This window comes from Pseudomonas fluorescens, from assembly GCF_018614655.1.
In the GTDB taxonomy this organism is placed as follows: Bacteria; Pseudomonadota; Gammaproteobacteria; order Pseudomonadales; family Pseudomonadaceae; genus Aquipseudomonas; species Aquipseudomonas fluorescens_BX.
The window spans coordinates 311324-331045 of the sequence record NZ_JAGGOG010000002.1; the positions used below are offsets into that span (position 1 = coordinate 311324).

The window sequence follows — 19722 nt, forward strand, 5'->3', positions numbered from 1 at the left end:
TAATCTCTGACCATCCGTGCGTAGCCATGATCAAACAACAGCTCGATCGTTTTAACCGTCTGGAACTGCTGGGCGGAGCCACTGCTCTGGAAAAACTCGAGCGGCTGTCGGCCTGGCTGGGCCGTGATATCTACGTCAAACGCGACGACACCACGCCGCTGGCCATGGGCGGCAACAAATTGCGCAAACTCGAATACCTGGCGGCCGATGCCCTCGCCCAAGGTGCCGATACCCTGGTGACCGCCGGCGCCATCCAGTCCAACCATGTGCGCCAGACCGCTGCCTTGGCGGCCAAGCTCGGCCTGGGCTGCGTGGCCCTGCTGGAAAACCCCACCGGCACCGAAGACCCCAACTACCTGGGCAATGGCAACCGCCTGTTGCTGGAACTGTTCGACGCCAAGGTCGAGTTGGTGGAAAACCTGGATAACGTCGACCAGCAGCTCAACGCCCTCGCCGACCGCCTGCGCAGCAATGGCAAGAAGCCGTACCTGGTACCGATTGGCGGCTCCAATGCCCTCGGCGCCCTGGGGTATGTGCGCGCCGGGCTGGAGCTGGCCGGGCAGATTGAAGACAGCGGCATTCAATTCGCCGCCGTGGTCCTGGCGTCCGGCAGCGCGGGCACCCACAGCGGCCTGGCGTTGGCGCTGAGTGAAGTACTGCCGGACTTGCCGGTAATCGGCGTCACCGTCTCGCGCACCGACGAGGCCCAGCGGCCCAAGGTGCAAGGCCTGGCCGAACGCACCGCCGAACTGCTCGGCATGGCTATCCCGCCAAGCTTCAAGGTGACCTTGTGGGACGAGTACTTCGCCCCCCGTTATGGCGAGCCAAACGCCGGCACCCTGGCGGCGATCAAACTGCTGGCGAGCCAGGAAGGCCTGTTGCTGGACCCGGTCTACACCGGCAAGGCCATGGCCGGATTGCTGGATGGCATTGGCCGCCAGCGTTTCGAGGACGGGCCGATCATCTTCCTGCACACCGGCGGCGCGCCGGCATTGTTCGCTTATGATTCGATGTTCTGAATACCTCCCTTGTATTCCATAAAGGAATAACAGGATTCTTTTATATTATTTTCAAGTCTTAAAAACCCGTTTTATAGTCACGCCGCAGGCGCAGACGCACACGGCGCTTTAAGGCAGGATACGTTTACTGCTGTCACCTGCTTCGCTCACATAAAAAACACAGGGGCTTGTCATGACTATTTCTGTATTCCGTCGCACGTTACTGGTCGGCACATTGGGGCTGGCACTAGGGGCTGGCTGGCTGAGCCAGGCGGTTGCCGGCGAGCAATTGGCTGATATCAAAAAAGCCGGCGTGCTCAAAGTCGGTGTGGAAGGCACCTACCCGCCGTTCAGCTTCGTTGACGAGAGTGGCAAGCTCAGCGGTTTTGAAGTGGAGTTATCCGAAGCCCTGGCCAAAGAGCTGGGCGTGACGGTCAAGTTGCAGGCTACCCCGTGGGACGGCATCCTCGCAGCACTGGAGTCCAAGCGCCTGGACGCAGTGATCAACCAGGTGACCATCTCCGACGCGCGCAAAGCAAAGTACGACTTCTCCACGCCGTACACCATCTCCGGTATCCAGGCGCTGACCTTGGCGAAAAACGTCGACACCATCAAGACCGCCGACGACCTGGCCGGCAAGAAAATCGGTGTGGGCCTAGGCACTAACTACGAACAATGGCTCAAGGAAAACCAACCCAAAGCCATCGTCAAAACCTACAACGATGACCCTACCAAGTTCCAGGACCTGCGCATCGGCCGTGTCGACGCCATCCTGATCGACCGCCTGGCAGCGCTGGAGTATGCCAAGAAAGCCAAGGATACCGCCGCTGCAGGTGCTGCTTTCTCACGTCAGGAAGCCGGTATTGCCCTGCGCAAAGGCGAGCCTGAACTGCTGGCTGCCGTGAACAAGGCGCTCGACAAGCTGCGCGCCGACGGCACCTTGAAGAAGCTGTCCGAAAAGTACTTCAACGCTGACGTCACTCAATAATGGAAGCAGGTTTCCAACTCGCGCTGGACTCCGCGCCCTTTCTGCTCAAGGGCGCGTACTACACGGTGATTCTTAGCCTCGGCGGGATGTTTTTCGGTTTGCTGCTGGGCTTCGGCCTGGCATTGATGCGCCTGTCGCGCTTCAAGCTGGTGAGCTTCCTTGCCCGGGTCTACGTGTCTTTTTTTCGCGGCACGCCACTGCTGGTGCAACTGTTCCTGATCTATTACGGCTTGCCGCAAGTAGGTATCGAACTGGATCCGATCCCGGCTGCCATGATCGGCTTTTCGCTGAACATGGCGGCTTACGCGTGTGAAATCCTGCGCGCCGCCATCAGTTCAATCGAGCGTGGCCAGTGGGAAGCCGCCGCTAGTATCGGTATGACCCGCGCGCAAACCCTACGCAGGGCCATCCTGCCGCAAGCCATGCGTACGGCCTTGCCGCCGTTGGGCAACAGCTTTATTTCGCTGGTCAAGGACACCGCGCTGGCCGCCACCATCCAGGTGCCCGAGCTCTTCCGTCAGGCGCAATTGGTGTCTGCCCGCACCTTCGAAATTTTCACCATGTATCTGTCCGCCGCCTTGATCTACTGGATTCTTGCCAGTGTTCTCGCACACGTGCAGAACCGTATGGAAGCACGGGTCAATCGGCATGACCAGGAGTCTTGAAGCATGATCGTGGTTGAAAAACTGACCAAACAATTCAAGAGCCAGGTGGTGCTCAATGGTATCGACCTGGAGGTCAAGGAAGGCGAAGTCGTCGCCATCATCGGCCCCAGCGGTTCCGGCAAGACCACCTTCCTGCGCTGCCTGAACTTTCTCGAGGAACCCACCAGCGGGCGGATCAAGGTCGGTGATATCGAGATCGACACCAGCCGCCCGCTCAACCAGCAACAGGGCCTGGTACGGCGCCTGCGCCAGCACGTCGGTTTTGTGTTCCAGAACTTCAACCTGTTCCCCCACCGCACCGCACTGGAAAACGTCATCGAAGGCCCGCTGGTGGTCAAGAAGATGTCCAGGGACGCGGCTGAGGCCCTCGGGCGCAAGCTGTTGGCCAAGGTGGGCCTGGCGGGCAAGGAAGACGCCTACCCACGGCGCCTGTCCGGTGGGCAGCAGCAACGGGTGGCGATTGCCCGCGCGCTGGCCATGGAACCGGAAGTGATCCTGTTCGACGAACCCACTTCTGCCCTGGACCCGGAGCTGGTGGGTGAAGTGCTAGCGACCATCCGCAGCCTGGCAGAAGAAAACCGCACCATGGTGATCGTCACCCACGAGATGAGTTTTGCCCGGGATGTGGCCAACCGGGTGGTCTTTTTCGACAAAGGCGTTATCGTCGAGCAAGGCGAAGCCAAGGCATTGTTTGCCAACCCCAAGGAAGAACGCACACGGCAGTTTCTCAGCAAGTTTCTCACTCACTAAACCTGCTCTTTGTAGGAGCGAGCTCGCTCCTACAAAAGCAAAATAACGTTGTAAGAAACTTCACGGCTTAACGTTTCTTTTCGGCAATATCAGTCCACTCCCCACTTTTCGGAAATGCCCAATATTCATTGGGCAAAAGTCGCCACAGACCACCCCTGAAAAGCGCCTCTCCAGTAAGACCCTTCTGAATAAGTCGTAACTTCTCCTTTAGCCGTTTCACCCCCTTGACGCCAACTAACCAACTCTCTTATCTAATACCAAGTGGATTGGATCCCATTCTGGCTATTCATTAAATCGCTCCTTTCAAACTACGGCGCTTGCCCGCGCTTAATGTTCGGAACGATTGCTGCTGGCTGCATCAAGGAGAATATTTATGACCCGCACTTCAACCCTCGCCACTCTCGCCGCCCCGACCTTGCCCCAGGTACATCGACAAGGCATCAATGCCCTTGCCGCCACGCAACTGCAGGTCGATATCGCGCCCTACCCCGGCATGGACGAGGGCGACCTGATCGAGCTGTTCTGGAACGATTGCTTTGTCGCCTCCCGGCGCATAACCGCCGGCAAAATCGGCACGCCGACTCGCTTGCGGGTACCGGAAAGCTTCATCCACTGCGGGACGGCACGTGTCTATTATCAAGTCATGCAGGTCGGGAATGGCCCCGCTCGATCAGTCACCGTTCGCGTGCTGGTAAAGACCGACTGTCCGGGCGGAGAGCCCACTGCCTTGTTCAGCGATGAAAACCAGAACCTGGCACCGGTGAGCCTGCCTAAAACGATCCGTCGTTACGGCGTCAACAGCAGCCAGATCCGGCGCGGCGTACCGCTGGCCATCGAGCCGTATCTGAACATGGCGACCGATGATGAAATTACCCTGCGCTGGGGTGATGCGCGCCTGGACCTGCCGGCGATCCACACGCGCGACATCGGCCAACCGATACAGGTCTGGGTGCCCTCCACGCTGATTCAGGAGGCGGGGGACGATCACCGTCTGGAAGTCACCTATTGCATCCTCGACCGGGTCGGCAACAACTCACGCTGGGCGCCCGCCCGAACCTTGCGGATCGCCGCCGCCCATCCTCAGGCCTCAATCCGAACCGTATTGACCTATCAACCACGTCGCCCAGGCTCGCCTTGTGAGCCTGGGTAACAGACCTTCTATGCATATTCCTAAAAGTTAGTTTATTTAAAGAATTAACACGCTTAGGGTATATGCACCGGACCACCGGACATTCCTGATTCTTTTTTATTTTTTCAACGGATGCGAGGTCGGTATGGTCAGAATTACCCCGGTGCGTAACGCCAGGGCATTGCGTGCAGCCAAGGAGCGGCGCTGATGTCTAACTTGGCAGAAACACCCTTCCAGAGTGATCTGGACACTGCCCCACTGCTGTTGCCCGCCAAGGTGCTGCGCAGCAACGCCGAGGCCCTTGACGCTGCCCATGCGCTGGCTCAGGCGGCTCGCCTGCAAGCCGCGCGGCGTGATCAGCAACGCAAATTACCCTGGGCCGAAATCGAGCAGTTCACCGCCAGTGGCTTGGGCAGTATTTCCATTCCTCGTGAGTACGGCGGCCCGCAAGTGTCCTTCGAGACCCTCGCCGAGGTATTTGCCATCATCAGCGCCGCAGACCCGGCTCTGGGGCAAATCCCTCAGAACCACTTCGGCATCCTGCACCTGCTGCAAGGCATCGCCAGCGAGCAGCAGAAAAAGCAGCTGTTCCAGAGCGTGCTGGACGGCTGGCGCATCGGGAATGGCGGCCCGGAACGCGGCACTAAAAACACTCTGGAACTCAAGTCCCGCATCACCGCCCACGGTGACGGCTTCGTCATCAGCGGTCAGAAGTTCTATTCCACCGGTGCGCTGTTTGCCCATTGGGTCGCGGTCAAGGCGCTGAACGATAACGACCAACAAGTCATGGCCTTCGTGCGTCGCGGCACACCGGGACTGCGCATCGTTGATGACTGGTCGGGCTTCGGCCAACGCACCACCGCTAGCGGCACCCTGCTGTTGAACCACGTCCCGGTCGACGCCGAACTGGTGGTGGAGAACTGGCGCCTGGGAGAAACCCCGAATGTTCAGGGTGCGGTCTCGCAATTGATCCAGGCGGCCATCGACGCCGGCATTGCCCGTGGCGCCCTCGACGACACCATCAGCTTTGTACGCGAACGCTCGCGCCCGTGGATCGACGCCAAGGTCGAACGGGCCAGCGACGACCTCTACGTGATCGCCGATATCGGCAAACTCAAAATCGAACTGCACGCGGCCGAGGCCCTGCTGCGCAAGGCTGGCCAAGTGCTGGATCAAGTCAGCGCCGCGCCGATCACCGCGCAATCGGCCGCACGGGCTTCGATTGCCGTGGCTGAAGCCAAAGTGCTGACCACCGAGATTTCACTGCTGGCCAGCGAAAAGCTGTTCGAGCTCGCCGGCAGCCGCGCCACCCTCGCTGAATTCAACCTTGACCGCCACTGGCGCAATGCTCGGGTACACACCCTGCACGACCCGGTGCGCTGGAAGTATCACGCGGTGGGCGCCTATCACCTGAACGGCACTTTGCCGGCCCGACACTCCTGGATTTAACCGACCAGAACACTTTTCGAACAAGCTTCTGGAGAAACTCATGACCCTTTCTCACCACGTCGCGGTTATCACCAGCGACGAACAAGCCCTTATTGTCGCCAGCGATCTGGCTGAAGACTTTCGCCGTGACAGCGCCCAGCGCGACCGCGAGCGTCGCCTGCCCTTGCCTGAGCTCGACGTGTTTTCCCGCTCCGGTTTGTGGGGCATCAGCGTGCCCAAGGAATACGGCGGCGCGGGCGTTTCCAATGTCACCCTGGCCAAGGTCACGGCACTGATTGCCCAGGCTGACGCTTCGTTAGGCCAGATCCCGCAGAATCATTTTTATGCACTGGAAGTACTCCGTGTAAATGGCAGTCCGCAGCAGCAAAAACGTCTCTACGCCGAAGTACTGGATGGCCAGCGCTTCGGCAATGCCCTGGCGGAACTGGGCACCAAGACGGCCCACGACCGCATCACCAAGCTGACCCGAGACGGTGATGGATTCCGCATCACCGGCCGCAAGTTTTACTCCACGGGTGCGATCTACGCCCAACGCATCCCCACCTCGGTGGTGGATGAAAATGGCGTCCAGCAACTGGCCTTCGTCCCCCGGGACAGCGAGGGTCTGACGGTGATCGACGACTGGAGCGGCTTCGGCCAACGCACCACCGGCAGCGGCTCGGTGGTGTTCGATAACGTGTGGGTCGCCGCTCAAGACGTGCTGGCGTTTCAAAGCGCCTTTGAACGCCCAACCACTGTCGGCCCACTGGCGCAGATCCTTCACGCCGCCATCGACACCGGTATCGCCCGCGCCGCTTTCGAGGATGCGCTGCATTTTGTGCGAACCAAGACCCGGCCGTGGATTGACTCCGGCAGCGACAAGGCCACCGAAGATCCGCTGACCCTGAAAAGCTTCGGCCACTTGAGTATTCGCCTGCACGCCACCGAGGCGTTGCTGGAACGTTCCGGTGAGTTCCTTGACCGCGCCCAGGCCGACAGCACTGCCGAGACCGTCGCGGCAGCCTCCATTGCGGTCGCCGAAGTGCGTGCCCTGAGCACCGAGATTTCTCTCGCCGCCAGCAGCGTGCTGTTTGAGCTGGCCGGCAGCCAGGCGACCCTGGCCGAGCACGGCCTGGACCGCCACTGGCGCAACGCCCGGGTGCATACCCTGCACGACCCGGTGCGCTGGAAGTATCACGCGGTGGGCAATTACTACCTCAACGATGAAAACCCGCCGCTACGGGGGACTATCTAATGAGCAAAAAGAAAATCCTGCTCAATGCCTTCAACATGAACTGCATCGGGCATATCAACCATGGGCTGTGGACTCATCCACGGGACAATTCAACTCAATACAAAACCGTCGAATACTGGACCGAACTGGCACAACTGCTGGAGCGCGGGCTGTTCGACGGCTTGTTCATCGCCGACATCGTCGGGGTGTATGACGTCTACCAGAACTCGGTAGACGTCCCCCTCAAAGAGTCGATCCAGCTGCCGGTCAATGACCCGTTGCTGCTGGTCTCGGCCATGGCCGCCGTCACCAAAAACCTCGGTTTCGGCCTGACCGCCAACCTCACCTACGAACCGCCGTATTTGTTTGCCCGGCGCATGTCCACGCTTGACCACCTGAGCCGTGGCCGGGTGGGCTGGAACATCGTCACCGGCTACCTGGACAGCGCCGCCAAGGCCATGGGCCTGCGCGAGCAGGTCGAGCACGACCGCCGCTACGACCAGGCCGACGAATACCTGGAAGTGCTCTACAAACTCTGGGAAGGCAGTTGGGAAGACGATGCGGTGCTCAACGATCCAAAGGCACGGGTCTATGCCCAACCGGGCAAGGTGCACAAGGTCGAACATCAGGGCGAGTTCTATCAGGTGGAGGGTTATCACCTCTGCGAGCCGTCACCGCAACGTACCCCGGTACTGTTCCAGGCCGGCAGTTCGGATCGCGGTTTGCTGTTCGCCGGGCGCCATGCCGAGTGCGTGTTTATCAGCGGGCAGAACAAGGCCTCGACCAAGGTTCAGGTCGACAAAGTACGCGCCAGCGCGGTGGAAGCCGGACGCAACCCCGATGACATCAAGGTGTTCATGGGCCTGAACGTGATCGTCGGCGCCACCGAAGACGCTGCCTGGGCCAAGCACGCCGAGTACCTGAGTTACGCCAGCGCCGAAGCGGGTGTGGCGCATTTTTCCGCGTCCACGGCTATCGACTTTTCCCAGTACGAACTGGATGAGCCGATCCAGTACGTGAAGAGCAACGCCATCCAGTCAGCCACCAAGAATCTGCAAAACAACGACTGGACCCGCCGCAAATTGCTCGAGCAACACGCCCTCGGCGGTCGCTACATCACCCTGGTGGGCTCGCCTGCACAGGTGGCCGATGAACTGGAATCGTGGATCAGCGAAACCGGCCTGGATGGCTTCAACCTGACACGCATCGTCACGCCGGAAAGCTATGTGGACTTCATCGAACTGGTGATTCCGGAGTTGCAGCGGCGCGGGTCGTACAAGACGGCATATGAGCAAGGGACGCTGCGGGAGAAGGTTTTCCATGGCTCGGCTCACTTACCCGAGCAACACATCGGTTCTACCTACCGCCGCTCCCACACAAGCCCACTCCCATATTAATTTTCGTTGCTCAACCAATACTTCTGACTGGAAATCCGCTATGAAAACCACACTCTTCACCCACCCAGTCAAAGCACTGGCTCTCGCCCTCGGGCTGTTCAGCTCGGCCGTGTTCGCCGCCGAGGCACCGCTGAAAGTCGGCACCACCGCCGCCTTCGCTATCCCGCTGGAAGCTGCCGTCGAGGAAGCCGGCAAACAAGGCCTGAAAGTCGAACTGGTGGAGTTCACCGACTGGATCGCCCCCAATGTCAGCCTCGCCGCCGGCGACATCGACGTGAACTACTTCCAGCACATCCCGTTCCTGGAAAACGCCAAGGCCGCCGCCGGGTTTGACCTGGTGCCGTTCGCCCCGGGGATCATCAACAACGTCGGTCTTTACTCGAAAAAATACAAAAGCTTCGACGAACTGCCCCAGGGCGCCAGCGTGGCGATTGCCAATGACCCGATCAACAGCGGTCGTGGCCTGCAACTGCTGGCCAAGGCGGGTTTGATTACCCTCAAGCCGGGCGTCGGATACAAGGCCACTGAAGAAGACATCATTGCCAACCCGAAGAAGCTCAAGATCCTGCAAGTAGAAGCCGTGCAACTGGTGCGCGCCTATGACGACGCCGATCTGGTGCAGGGCTACCCAGCCTATATTCGCCTGTCCAAGACCTTCGATGCCGAGTCGGCGCTGCTGTTTGACGGCCTCGACCACAAGGAATACGTGATCCAGTTTGTGATCCAGCCGAAGAGCAAAAACGACCCGCGCCTGATCAAGTTCGTCGACATCTACCAACACTCGCCCGCCGTACGCGCCGCCCTGGATAAAGCCCACGGCAAGCTGTACCAGGCCGGCTGGGAAAGCTGATCATGAGCGCCGCAAATGCCCAATTGCGCGCCCTGGATACGCAGCCCAAGGACGCCGAACAGACCGAGCTGCACCCCGACCTGAATCGCGCCCATGTTCGGTTTATCAACCTGGGCAAGACCTACGACGGTCAACCCGTGCCAGCGCTGCAAGGTATCGACCTGGCGATCCAGCGTGGTGAAGTGTTCGGCATCATCGGCCGCAGCGGTGCCGGCAAGTCGTCGCTGATCCGAACCATCAATCGCCTGGAGCAGCCCAGCAGCGGCCGGGTGTTGATTGATCAGGTGGACATCGGTGACTTCGACGAAGACCATCTGGTGGCGCTGCGTCGGCGCATCGGCATGATCTTCCAGCACTTCAACCTGATGTCGGCCAAGACCGTTTGGCAGAACGTGGAACTGCCGCTGAAAGTGGCTGGCGTGCCCAAGGTGCAGCGCGAAAAAAAGGTTCGTGAACTGCTGGAGCTGGTGGGCCTGCAAGACAAGCACAAGGCTTATCCGGCGCAGTTGTCCGGCGGGCAGAAGCAGCGGGTGGGCATCGCCCGTTCGCTGGTGCATGACCCACAGATCCTGCTGTGCGACGAAGCCACGTCGGCCCTCGATCCGGAGACCACGCAATCGATCCTCGGTCTGCTGCGCGAGATCAACAAACGCCTGGGCCTGACCATCGTCTTGATCACCCATGAAATGGCGGTGATCCGCGAAATCTGCGACCGGGTGGTGGTGCTGGAACACGGCCAGATCGTCGAGCAAGGCCCGGTGTGGGAAGTGTTTGGCAACCCGCAGCACGAGGTCAGCAAAACCTTGCTGGCCCCCTTGCAACACGGGCTACCGGAAGAGTTGCACAGTCGTTTACAGGCCAAGCCCACGTCCGCAGAGGCAGCAGTGGTATTGCGCCTGCAATTGACCGGCGCCAGCCATGACGAGCCGGACCTGGCCGCGTTGTTCAGCGCCCTCGGTGGTCGGGTTCGGCTGCTGCAAGGCGGGGTAGAACGAATCCAGGGCCATGCTCTGGGGCAATTGCTGCTGGCGGTGACCGGCTCATCTCTGGGCGCTGAAGAACTGCGTACTCGCGCCGGGCGTTGGGCACAACAGGTGGAGGTGCTGGGCTATGTGGTTTGATCGTTTATTACAGGGCGCCATCGACACGTTGTTGATGGTCGGCGTGTCGTCGCTGATCGCGCTGCTGGTGGGCATTCCGCTGGCGGTGTTCCTGGTGACCAGCGACAAGGGCGGCATCTACCAGGCCCCGGCCTTGAACCGGGTACTGGGGGCGTTCGTCAATCTGTTCCGCTCCATACCGTTTCTGATTTTGATGGTGGCGTTGATTCCGTTCACGCGGCTGATCGTCGGTACCACTTACGGCGTGTGGGCCGCCGTGGTGCCGCTGACCATCGCCGCTACGCCATTCTTTGCGCGAATAGCCGAAGTCAGCCTGCGTGAGGTCGACCATGGGTTGATCGAGGCTGCACAGGCCATGGGCTGCCGGCGCTGGCATATCGTCTGGCATGTGTTGTTGCCTGAGGCGCTGCCCGGGATTGTCGGGGGGTTCACCATTACGTTGGTGACGATGATCAACTCTTCGGCCATGGCCGGGGCAATTGGCGCAGGTGGGCTGGGAGATATCGCCTATCGGTATGGGTATCAGCGCTTTGACAGCCAGATCATGCTGACGGTGATTGTACTGTTGGTCATTCTGGTGGCGGTGATTCAGTTGGGTGGGGATCGGTTGGCGCGGGGGTTGAATAAGCGCTGAAAACTTGGGGCTGCTACGCAGCCCAACGGGGGCAAGCCCCCTCGCCACAGGCAAGCCTTCTCACCACAGGGTATAGTCGGGCAATCTTTCCTCCCGGTGCCGCTTGCCATGAAACTCGCCCCCGACGACCTCGATCAGATCACCTCTACTACCCTCGGCCATTACAACGAGGTGGCCGAGGACTTCCGTGAAGGCACCCGCGATCATGATGTCAGCCAGAACATCGATGCGCTGTTGCGGCATATCCACGGTGAGACGCCGTTCACCGTGCTGGATTTCGGCTGCGGGCCGGGGCGGGATTTGCAGACTTTTACGCGTATGGGCCACATCGCCGTCGGCCTCGATGGCTCGGAGCGCTTCGCCCAAATGGCCCGGGACGACAGCGGCTGCGAGGTGTTGCAGCAGGATTTCTTGAAGCTCGACCTGCCCGCCGAACGCTTTGACGGGGTCTTCGCCAACGCGGTGCTGTTCCATATTCCCAAGCAGGAACTGCCGCGCATTCTCGGGCAATTGCATGGCGCGTTGAAGGCGGGCGGTGTGTTGCTCAGCTCCAATCCACGGGGTGAAAACCAGGAAGGCTGGAATGGGCCGCGTTATGGCGCCTACCATGACCTGGAAGCCTGGCAGGCCTTGCTGACGGCGGCCGGTTTTGTCGAGCTGGAACACTACTATCGTCCGGCCGGGTTGCCTCGGGAACAGCAGCCTTGGTTGGCGAGTGTGTGGCGCAAACTTTAGGTCGTTGTTGTCTGGACTGACGCTTTTGCGAGCAAGTCGAATCGTCGCACCGCCGCTCCCACATTCGACCATATTCTTCCCGAAGGAACGCGGTCAAATGTGGGAGCTGGCTTGCCTGCGATGACGGACTCAAAGCCACCGCTAATCCACCTGATACACCACCGGTTCCTCACCCACCACCCACGCCGTCACACTGCGCGCCGCATAGCCCTCTCGCGCCTGCCCGGCAAAGTTAGCCACCAACCGCGTGCCATCGGCAAACGTGGTCTGCTGCACCTGCCGATCCGCCGTCAGCCAGCGAAAATCAGTCATGGCCTGGGTCGCCAAACGCTGGTGCAATGGCCGGAAAAAGCTATCCTGGCGCTGGATCAGCGGCAAGCGCTGCTTAAACGTCGCCGCACTCAAGTGATACAACGGCGGCACGTTGTACAGCAGTTGGGTCAGTTCATTTTCGCCCAGCACATTGCTCAGCTTCAGGCTGTCGAACAACCAATGATGAGTGGTGATAACCGAGCCATGGAACACCGCCTGGTACAGCGGCAGACGCATCGCCGGGTCGAAGTAGACCGTGCGAAACGGCTCTTTCAAGGGAACCGATTTGAAGAACACCGCAGGCTGTTCCGGCGGGTACCAGGCGCCCACGTAGTAGGGCGATTGCTTGTCCTGGGTCATATCCCGATCACCCCAGCCCATCACAGGTGTCTGCATGCCATGGGCAAACAGAACGCCTTGGGCAGTGACGGCGTTACCGTCTTCTGAACCTGCCGGCACTTTGAGTACGTTGTTGATCCAGCGAGCGGCGTCGACGTTCCCTGCCGCGTTCTGCGCTTGAGTCATGTTGAGGACGGAACGATAGCTGTCGAACACCATGCCGGTGGCGTAGGCATCAAGGAACCAGGCATTGAAACCGGCCTTAGCCTGTACCGCCTTCACCCGCGCCTCCAATAGCGGTCGCACGCAGCGTGGGTCGGTGTAGTAACCGGACTTCTGGAAGCCGGTTTTGAGCTGACCGTTTTTCAACAGGATTCCACAGTCGCGATGGGCTTTGCTGCCCAGGTGTGCGGTGGTCCAGTCCGGATTTTCCTTGGCAGACAAAGCCGTCTCATAGGAGTCATAGGGCGCCATCAAGTAACCGGCATCGACGCCAGCCCGCACCGCCTCCGGATGCCAAAGCCCACCCTCCCAACCTTCGCCCAAGGTCAACAACAAGCGTTTGAGCCCGGCATTCTGTAAGGATTTGACGGTGGTCGCAGACAAGGTACTGCCCCAGGCTTGCGGGGTTGCAGTCAGGGCATTGGAAAATGCGGTGGCCAATTCACCACGTAACACACCGTAGCCGTCCGCGAGTTTTTCCATGTCCGGTTCGTCAACGGCTTGCCAACTCTGACGCGCCTTTTTATTGATCGCCGCGTTCAAGCCGCGCAACAGGGTGGTTTGCTGGTAGCGATCAAGAAACGGTTGGGTCACCTGCAGGACCTGCAGCGATTCCTTGTCCAACAGGCTTCGCAGCTCCCCCGCCAGCCCGTGATCATTACTCAGCACCTGGCGTAATTGCGACCAGTCGCGCACATCACCAAGGCCCAGCAGGTCATTGCCCCACAGGTAAACATGGCTGGCGCCCAGCAACTTCTCGGCGTCCGGCGTCTGCCGCAGCTTGTCCGCCAGCGGCTCGTATTGCCCTTGCTCCACCAGCCATTGTTGGTAGCGCTTGGCCCCGGCCAACAGGTCGGCATCGCCCAGGTGCAAGCGCAGTGTCATCGGTGCCGTGGGGTCCAGGGCGGTGAACTCGTGGCGTGCAGACAACGCCAACCGCTTGCCATCGGCTTGCCAGTGCAGGCGGTTGTTGTAAGGGTTGGTCAGCAGCCAGTTGAGCGTGAACGTGTCGTGGTCGACACCCCACAGCGGCAAGCTGAGGTCCTGGGTGGTGTTCACATCGCCCTGCTCCAGCAGGAAGTCCTGCCAAAGCAGGTTGCCAGCGGGCACATAGTGCCCCTCGGCCAGGGGCCAGATCAGACCTTTGCCCATGGCGCTGGCCGGTTGCTGGAGGATATCCAGCTCACCCGATTCCCGAGCGGTGATGGTCAGCGCCAGGTCACGTTGGTCGAGGCTGGCGCTCAGGCGATAGGCTCCGTCATTCCATTGCCAGGTGGCCTGCTGGGTGCTTTGAGTGAGTTGGCTGACAGGGTGAGCGGCGACGCCCGTGGAGGCCTGCACAGGTTGCTTATCGGCGGGGATCACACGGATCGCCAGGGTTGCCGGGTCAAGTTCGACGCGCCAGAGGGCGTTTTCCAGCACGGTCCCTGCGTGAACCATCGACGACAGCAACAGAGCGAATACCAACAGAGTGTGGCGCAGGCAACGGATCATGACACGGGCCTTGGGCAAATGAGATCAGGCCCAGAGGTTAACCCAATTGATCCGGAGCCTGGCGCCAACCGACACTCTCAGGAGTATTCCCACATCCCTGTGGGAACACCTCAGGTCTATTCTTTCTTCGGTTCGCGAATCTTGTACCAGGCCACATACAGCGCCGGTAGAAACAGCAGCGTCAGCAAGGTGGCGATGATGATCCCGCCGATCATCGCGTAGGCCATCGGCCCCCAGAACACTTCCCGGGCGATGGGGATCATGCCCAGGCTGGCGGCCGCCGCCGTGAGCAGGATCGGCCGGCGCCGATGTTCGGTGGCTTCCACCACCGCGTCCCACGGCGTGTAGCCGTCGCGCTCGTAGGCGTCGATCTGGGTCACCAGAATCACCGAGTTACGGATGATGATGCCGATCAACGCCAGGATCCCAAGGATCGCCACAAAACCCATGGGCGTGCCCGTGGGAATCAGCGCCAGCACCACACCAATCAGCCCCAGCGGCGCGACGCTGACTACCAGGAACATCTTCTGCACGCTGTGCAACTGGATCATCAGGAAGGTCGCCATCAAGAACAGCATCAGCGGCACCACCTTGGCAATCGGACCTTGGGCCTTGCCGCTTTCCTCCACGGTGCCGCCGGTGGCGACCTTGTAACCCACCGGCAAGTTGGCGCTGAATTTTTCGATGTCAGGTGCCAGTTGCTTGACCAGATCCGTCGGCTGCATCTCATCGCGCACCGCCGCCTTGATGGTGATGGTCGGCTTGCGGTCCCGACGCCACACCAGCGGTTGCTCCAGCTCGTAACGCACCGTGGCAAACGCCAGCAGCGGAATCGAGGTACCACTGGGCGTGACAATCTGCAGGTTCTGCAAGGTCTCCGGCGTACCGCGCTCGGCATCTTCGGCGCGACCGACCACGTTGATCAGGTAGATATCGTCATGCACCTGAGTCACCGATGCACCACTGACCACGCTGTTCATCAACTGCGCCACGTCTTCGGAAGACAGGCCCAACTGGCGCGCCTTGTCCTGGGCGATGTCGATACGCAGGACTTTGCCCGGCTCGTTCCAGTCGTAGATGATTTCGCCGAGATGGTTGTTCTTGTCGAGCATCGTCGCCAGTTCGATGGCGTGTTTGCGCACTTGGTCGATGTCCTTGCCGGACACTCGATACTGAATCGGCCGGCCCACGGGCGGGCCCATTTCCAGCGGCTGCACGAAGCTGCCCACGCCGACAAAGTCGTCCCGCAGGCGCTTTTGCAGCCGCGCAATCAACGCGCCCCGCTCCTCCAGGCCCTTGCTGACAATCACCAACTGCGCGTAGTACGGGTTCTCCAACTGCTGATCCAGCGGCAGGTAGAAACGAATAGCGCCCTGGCCGATATAAGTGCTCCAGCGGGCAATGTCCGGGTCGTCCTTGATGATCGCTTCCAGGCGGTCCACGGCCTTGCGGGTCTCATTGATCGAGGCGTTTTGCGGCAGGTTGAGGTCGACGAGTATTTCCGGGCGGTCCGAGGACGGGAAAAACTGGTTCTGCACAAACTGCATGGAAAACACCGAGGCCACGAACAGCGCCACCGTGATGCCAATGGCCCACCAGCGATTGCGCATGGCCCAGAGCATGCCGCCGTTGAACACCCGGCCAATGCGCCCAGGCTCGGCGCTGTGAGGTTTGACGTTGCTGCTGAGGATATGCACGCCGATCACTGGCGCGAACAGCACCGCCACCACCCACGACACCAGCATCGCCACGGCAATCACCGCGAACAGGGTGAAGGTGTACTCACCCGCCGAACTGGCGTTGAGGCCAATGGGCACGAAACCGGCCACGGTCACCAGGGTGCCGGTCAACATCGGGAACGCCGTGGAGGTGTAGGCATAGGTCGCCGCTTGTTCCTTGGTCTCACCTTTTTCCAGCCGCGTGATCATCATCTCTACGGTGATCATCGCGTCGTCCACCAGCAGGCCGAGGGCGATAATCAGCGCGCCCAGCGACACCCGCTGCATGGTGATGCCGCTGTACTCCATAAACACAAACACCAGCGCCAACACCAGTGGAATCGAGCACGCCACCACCAGCCCGGCGCGCATGCCGAGGCTGATAAAGCTCACCACCAATACAATGATCACCGCCTCGAACAGCGCGCTGGTGAAGCCGCCGACGGCCTCCTCCACCACCTCGGCCTGGTCGGAAACCTTGTGCACGCCGACGCCCACCGGCAAGTCGGCAGTCAGGTCATCCATACGCTGGTGCAGGGCCTTGCCGAAAGACTGGATATTGCCGCCCTTCTGCATGGCGATGGCCAAGCCGATCGCCGGCTTGCCGTTGAAACGAAACATCGGCGTCGACGGGTCGACATAGCCGCGGGTGATTTCAGCCACGTCCGCCAACCGATAGAACCGGTCATTGAGCCGCAGGTTGACGTTGGCCAGATCCTTCTCCGATGCGAACTGCCCGGAAGTACGCACGGAAATCCGCTCCGGTCCTGCCTCGATCACTCCCGCCGGGGTCACCGCATTCTGCGATTGCAGGCTCTGTACCACTTGCCGCTGATCAATGCCCAGGGCCGCCAGTTTGCGGGTGGAGAAATTCAGGTAAATCACTTCGTTCTGCTGGCCGATCATCTCGACCTTGCCCAACCCCGGCACCGAACGAACCTCAGCCCGCACTTGCTCGACGTAATCACGCAGTTGGCGCATCGATAAACCATCGGCGGTAAACGCGTAGATTGAACCGAACACATCGCCGAACTCGTCGTTGAACGCCGGTCCCTGCAACCCTTGGGGGAAGCTGCCACGGATGTCATCGATCTTCTTGCGCACCTGGTACCAGATCCCGGGAATGTCCTTGGCACTGGTGGTGTCGCGCAGGAACACGAACACCGTGGACTCGCCGGGCCGGGTGTAGCTTTTCACGTAGTCGAGGGCGTCCAGCTCTTCGAGTTTTTTCTCGATACGGTCAGTGACTTGCTTGAGGGTTTCTTCCTGGGTCGCACCGGGCCAACGGGTCTGGATCACCATGGTCTTGATGGTGAACGAGGGGTCCTCTTCCCGGCCAAGGTTCATGTACGAGAACACGCCCATCAGCAGCGCAACGAACATCAGGTACCAGACGAAGGACTGATGCTTGAGGGCCCAGTCGGATAAGTTGAAGCTCCCTTTCATCGCGGGCTGTCCTCGTCGATTTTGACTTTTTGCCCAGGTTTCAGGCTGTTGACGCCGGCACTGACCACCCGTTCGCCGGGTTTGACGCCGCCGTTGAGCAACGCGCTGTCGGCGTTACGGCTGATGATCGTCACATCCCGCGGTTGCACGGTCTGGCTTTGGGTATCAATCACCCAGATGCGGGTTTTGCCGTCGGCTTCCTGCAAGGCGCTCAGGGGCAGTTCGATACGTGGGGCGATGGCCGAACTCAAGGTCACGCTGATCGCAGTACCGAGGCGAAAGGCCGCTGGCGTCTGGGCCAGAGTCAGGCGCGCGCGACGGGTGCGGGTCGCGCTTTGGGCCTGGGGTTCGATCTCGCGCACGGTGGCGGTGGTGTTGACGCTCGGGTCCAGTTGCCCGGCGACGCGAAATACCACGTCGGACGGCAAGCGCTCGGCCAGGCCGGCGGGCAGGTCGATCACCGCTTCCTTGATGTCGGGACGGGCCAGGGTCACCACTTGCTGGCCGGCGCTGACCACTTGGCCGGCCTCGGCGTTCCAGGCGGTGACGATGCCCGCGTGGTCGGTGCGTAGCTCGCTGTAGTTGAGCTGGTCCTTGGCCTGATTGACCGAAGCCTTGGCCTGGTCGAGAGAGGCCTGGGTGGTTTTCAGGTCAGTCTGGGCGACGTCCAGTTGCGCCTGCGCACCGACGCCACGGTTGAACAGTTCCTGCTGGCGCCGGGCATTTGCCTGGGCGTTGATCCACTGGGCCTCAACCCGGGCCAGATCACCTTGGGCTGCGCGCAACTGGTTCTGTTGATCGGTGGGGTCGAGGACCGCGAGCAACGCGTCTTTCTCCACTTCACTGCCGACGTCAACGGCACGCCGCGCGATGCGGCCAGGCACGCGAAAGCCCAGATTGCTTTCGTAGCGCGCCTGGATGGTGCCGGCGAATCGGCCGAGGTTTTCCTGATTCTCGGATTTCACTTCAATCGACAGCACCGGGCGTACCGGTTCGGGTGCCGGTTCTTCTTTGGAGCAGGCCATCAGCAACAGGCTGGACGCAATGAATACAGTCAACCGCTTCATGGCTGAACTCCCTGCGCCTGGGCCTGATCCGGCGGCTGGGCGATTTCCACGATCATGCCCGGGTGCAGCAACTGCCCACCGGCTACCACGACTTTTTCGCCGCCCTTAAGACCGTCGCCGATGATCACCTTGCCCGTGAGGTAACGGGCAACCGTGACCTTGTGCAATTGCACCTTGCCGTCGTCGTCCACCAACCACACGGCCGGCTCGTTGAGGTCTTTGGTCAAGGCCGCCCAAGGCAACTCGACGCTGGCCTTGGCCGGTGCATTGGCAGTGGCGCTGACCACCGAGCCCAGTTGCATGCCTGCCGGCAACGCGCTCAGCGCGATCTTCACCTGCACGGTGCCACTATTGGCCGCCACCGCCGGGGTGACTTCACGGACCTTGCCCACGGCCTTGATAGTCGGGTTATCCAACAAGCTGACGGTGATCGACGCATCGGGTGGCGGCTCCACCAGCAAGGATTCATAGACGTTGAACACCGCATCACGCTCGCCATCCCGGGCCAGGCTGAAAATCGGCACCGTGGCCTGCACCACTTGGCCGACCTCGGCCTGACGCGCGGTAATCACCCCCGGTGCATCAGCGACCAGGGCGGTGTAGCCCAATTGTTCGCGCGCGTTGGCCAACTGCGCCTGGGCAGCGGTCAGCGCGCTCTGGCTGCTGCGCAAAGCGGCCTGGGCCGCATCGTATTCGCTGCGGCTGGTGTAACCCTTCGGTAAAAGCTTTTCCTGTCGCACAAAGGCGGCGGCGGTCTGTTTGACCCGAGCCTGTTCGGCCACCACCTGGGCCTGGGCGGAGTCGACATTGGTCTGCAAATCCTTGGGATCCAGCTTGGCCAGCACTTGCTTGGCCGTCACCCGGTCGCCGACATCGACCATGCGCTGGATGATCTTGCCACCGACGCGGAACGACAGGTCGGTCTGCACCCGCGCCTGGATGTCACCGGTCAGGGTCACGGCCGCGGCGAAATCGGCCGACTTCACGGTTTGCACAAACACCCGGGAATGCTCCTTGGGCACGCCTGTTTCCCGGCCGCAACCGGTCAGCAATGCCAAGAGGGCAAAGCTGAAAATGAATGTCGAGGTGGGACCGCCCATGCAGGCTCCTTGCTTGGTTGACGCGTCGGTGATCATGCGACTGTGAGCGTAGATCAGGGTTCCTTATCTGTATCAAGGATCCCATACTCCGGGGG

The 19722-nt window shown here is 60.7% G+C and carries 16 protein-coding genes; 12 read left to right on the forward strand and 4 right to left on the reverse strand.

Annotated features, from left to right (window positions below):
- Positions 1–26: 26 nt before the first annotated feature.
- The 12 genes from J7E41_RS02215 to J7E41_RS02270 all read left to right on the forward strand — a co-directional run bounded on the left by J7E41_RS02215 (position 27) and on the right by J7E41_RS02270 (position 11929).
- Positions 27–1019 (forward strand): D-cysteine desulfhydrase, encoded by a 993-nt coding sequence (locus J7E41_RS02215; RefSeq protein ID WP_214989759.1) that lies wholly within the window; start codon positions 27–29, stop codon positions 1017–1019.
- A gap of 172 nt (positions 1020–1191) precedes the next feature.
- A complete protein-coding gene (tcyJ, locus tag J7E41_RS02220; protein ID WP_214989760.1) occupies positions 1192–1986 on the forward strand; it encodes a cystine ABC transporter substrate-binding protein in 795 nt (264 codons plus the stop codon).
- The gene (gene tcyL, locus J7E41_RS02225) at positions 1986–2651 is read left to right on the forward strand and encodes a cystine ABC transporter permease (protein WP_214989761.1); all 666 of its coding nucleotides are present in this window, start codon (positions 1986–1988) and stop codon (positions 2649–2651) included. Before tcyJ ends, tcyL begins: the two co-directional genes overlap by 1 nt.
- A gap of 3 nt (positions 2652–2654) precedes the next feature.
- On the forward strand, positions 2655–3401 hold the full coding sequence (gene tcyN, locus J7E41_RS02230; RefSeq protein WP_214989762.1) for an L-cystine ABC transporter ATP-binding protein TcyN: 747 nt from the start codon (positions 2655–2657) through the stop codon (positions 3399–3401).
- Between the two features lie 373 nt (positions 3402–3774).
- Positions 3775–4551, forward strand: a complete 777-nt coding sequence (locus J7E41_RS02235) for a hypothetical protein (protein ID WP_214989763.1) — start codon at positions 3775–3777, stop codon at positions 4549–4551.
- 186 nt (positions 4552–4737) lie between these two features.
- Positions 4738–5979, forward strand: a complete 1242-nt coding sequence (locus J7E41_RS02240) for an SfnB family sulfur acquisition oxidoreductase (RefSeq protein ID WP_214989764.1) — start codon at positions 4738–4740, stop codon at positions 5977–5979.
- A gap of 40 nt (positions 5980–6019) precedes the next feature.
- On the forward strand, positions 6020–7213 hold the full coding sequence (locus J7E41_RS02245) for an SfnB family sulfur acquisition oxidoreductase (RefSeq protein WP_214989765.1): 1194 nt from the start codon (positions 6020–6022) through the stop codon (positions 7211–7213).
- Entirely contained in the window at positions 7213–8589 is a 1377-nt protein-coding gene (locus J7E41_RS02250) for an LLM class flavin-dependent oxidoreductase (RefSeq protein WP_214989767.1), read from the forward strand. The genes J7E41_RS02245 and J7E41_RS02250 overlap by 1 nt, the downstream gene beginning before the upstream one ends.
- A 40-nt stretch (positions 8590–8629) precedes the next feature.
- The gene (locus tag J7E41_RS02255) at positions 8630–9439 is read left to right on the forward strand and encodes a MetQ/NlpA family ABC transporter substrate-binding protein (protein ID WP_214989769.1); all 810 of its coding nucleotides are present in this window, start codon (positions 8630–8632) and stop codon (positions 9437–9439) included.
- Between the two features lie 2 nt (positions 9440–9441).
- Positions 9442–10560 (forward strand): methionine ABC transporter ATP-binding protein, encoded by a 1119-nt coding sequence (locus J7E41_RS02260; protein ID WP_214989771.1) that lies wholly within the window; start codon positions 9442–9444, stop codon positions 10558–10560.
- Positions 10550–11194: a methionine ABC transporter permease gene (locus J7E41_RS02265; protein ID WP_029299545.1), complete on the forward strand. Its 645-nt coding sequence runs from the start codon at positions 10550–10552 to the stop codon at positions 11192–11194. Before J7E41_RS02260 ends, J7E41_RS02265 begins: the two co-directional genes overlap by 11 nt.
- Before the next feature lie 108 nt (positions 11195–11302).
- Positions 11303–11929 (forward strand): class I SAM-dependent methyltransferase, encoded by a 627-nt coding sequence (locus J7E41_RS02270; RefSeq protein WP_214989773.1) that lies wholly within the window; start codon positions 11303–11305, stop codon positions 11927–11929.
- A 141-nt stretch (positions 11930–12070) separates the two neighbouring features.
- Here J7E41_RS02270 and J7E41_RS02275 read toward each other — a convergent pair whose 3' ends face one another.
- The 4 genes from J7E41_RS02275 to J7E41_RS02290 all read right to left on the reverse strand — a co-directional run bounded on the left by J7E41_RS02275 (position 12071) and on the right by J7E41_RS02290 (position 19627).
- Positions 12071–14296 (reverse strand): glycoside hydrolase, encoded by a 2226-nt coding sequence (locus J7E41_RS02275; RefSeq protein ID WP_251029297.1) that lies wholly within the window; start codon positions 14294–14296, stop codon positions 12071–12073.
- Positions 14297–14412: 116 nt separating this feature from the next.
- On the reverse strand, positions 14413–17460 hold the full coding sequence (locus tag J7E41_RS02280; protein ID WP_214989775.1) for an efflux RND transporter permease subunit: 3048 nt from the start codon (positions 17458–17460) through the stop codon (positions 14413–14415).
- Entirely contained in the window at positions 17457–18527 is a 1071-nt protein-coding gene (locus J7E41_RS02285) for an efflux RND transporter periplasmic adaptor subunit (RefSeq protein WP_214989776.1), read from the reverse strand. The genes J7E41_RS02280 and J7E41_RS02285 overlap by 4 nt, the downstream gene beginning before the upstream one ends.
- Complete coding sequence (locus J7E41_RS02290) at positions 18524–19627, reverse strand: efflux RND transporter periplasmic adaptor subunit (RefSeq protein WP_214989778.1); 1104 nt, start codon at positions 19625–19627, stop codon at positions 18524–18526. Before J7E41_RS02290 ends, J7E41_RS02285 begins: the two co-directional genes overlap by 4 nt.
- Positions 19628–19722: the final 95 nt, after the last annotated feature.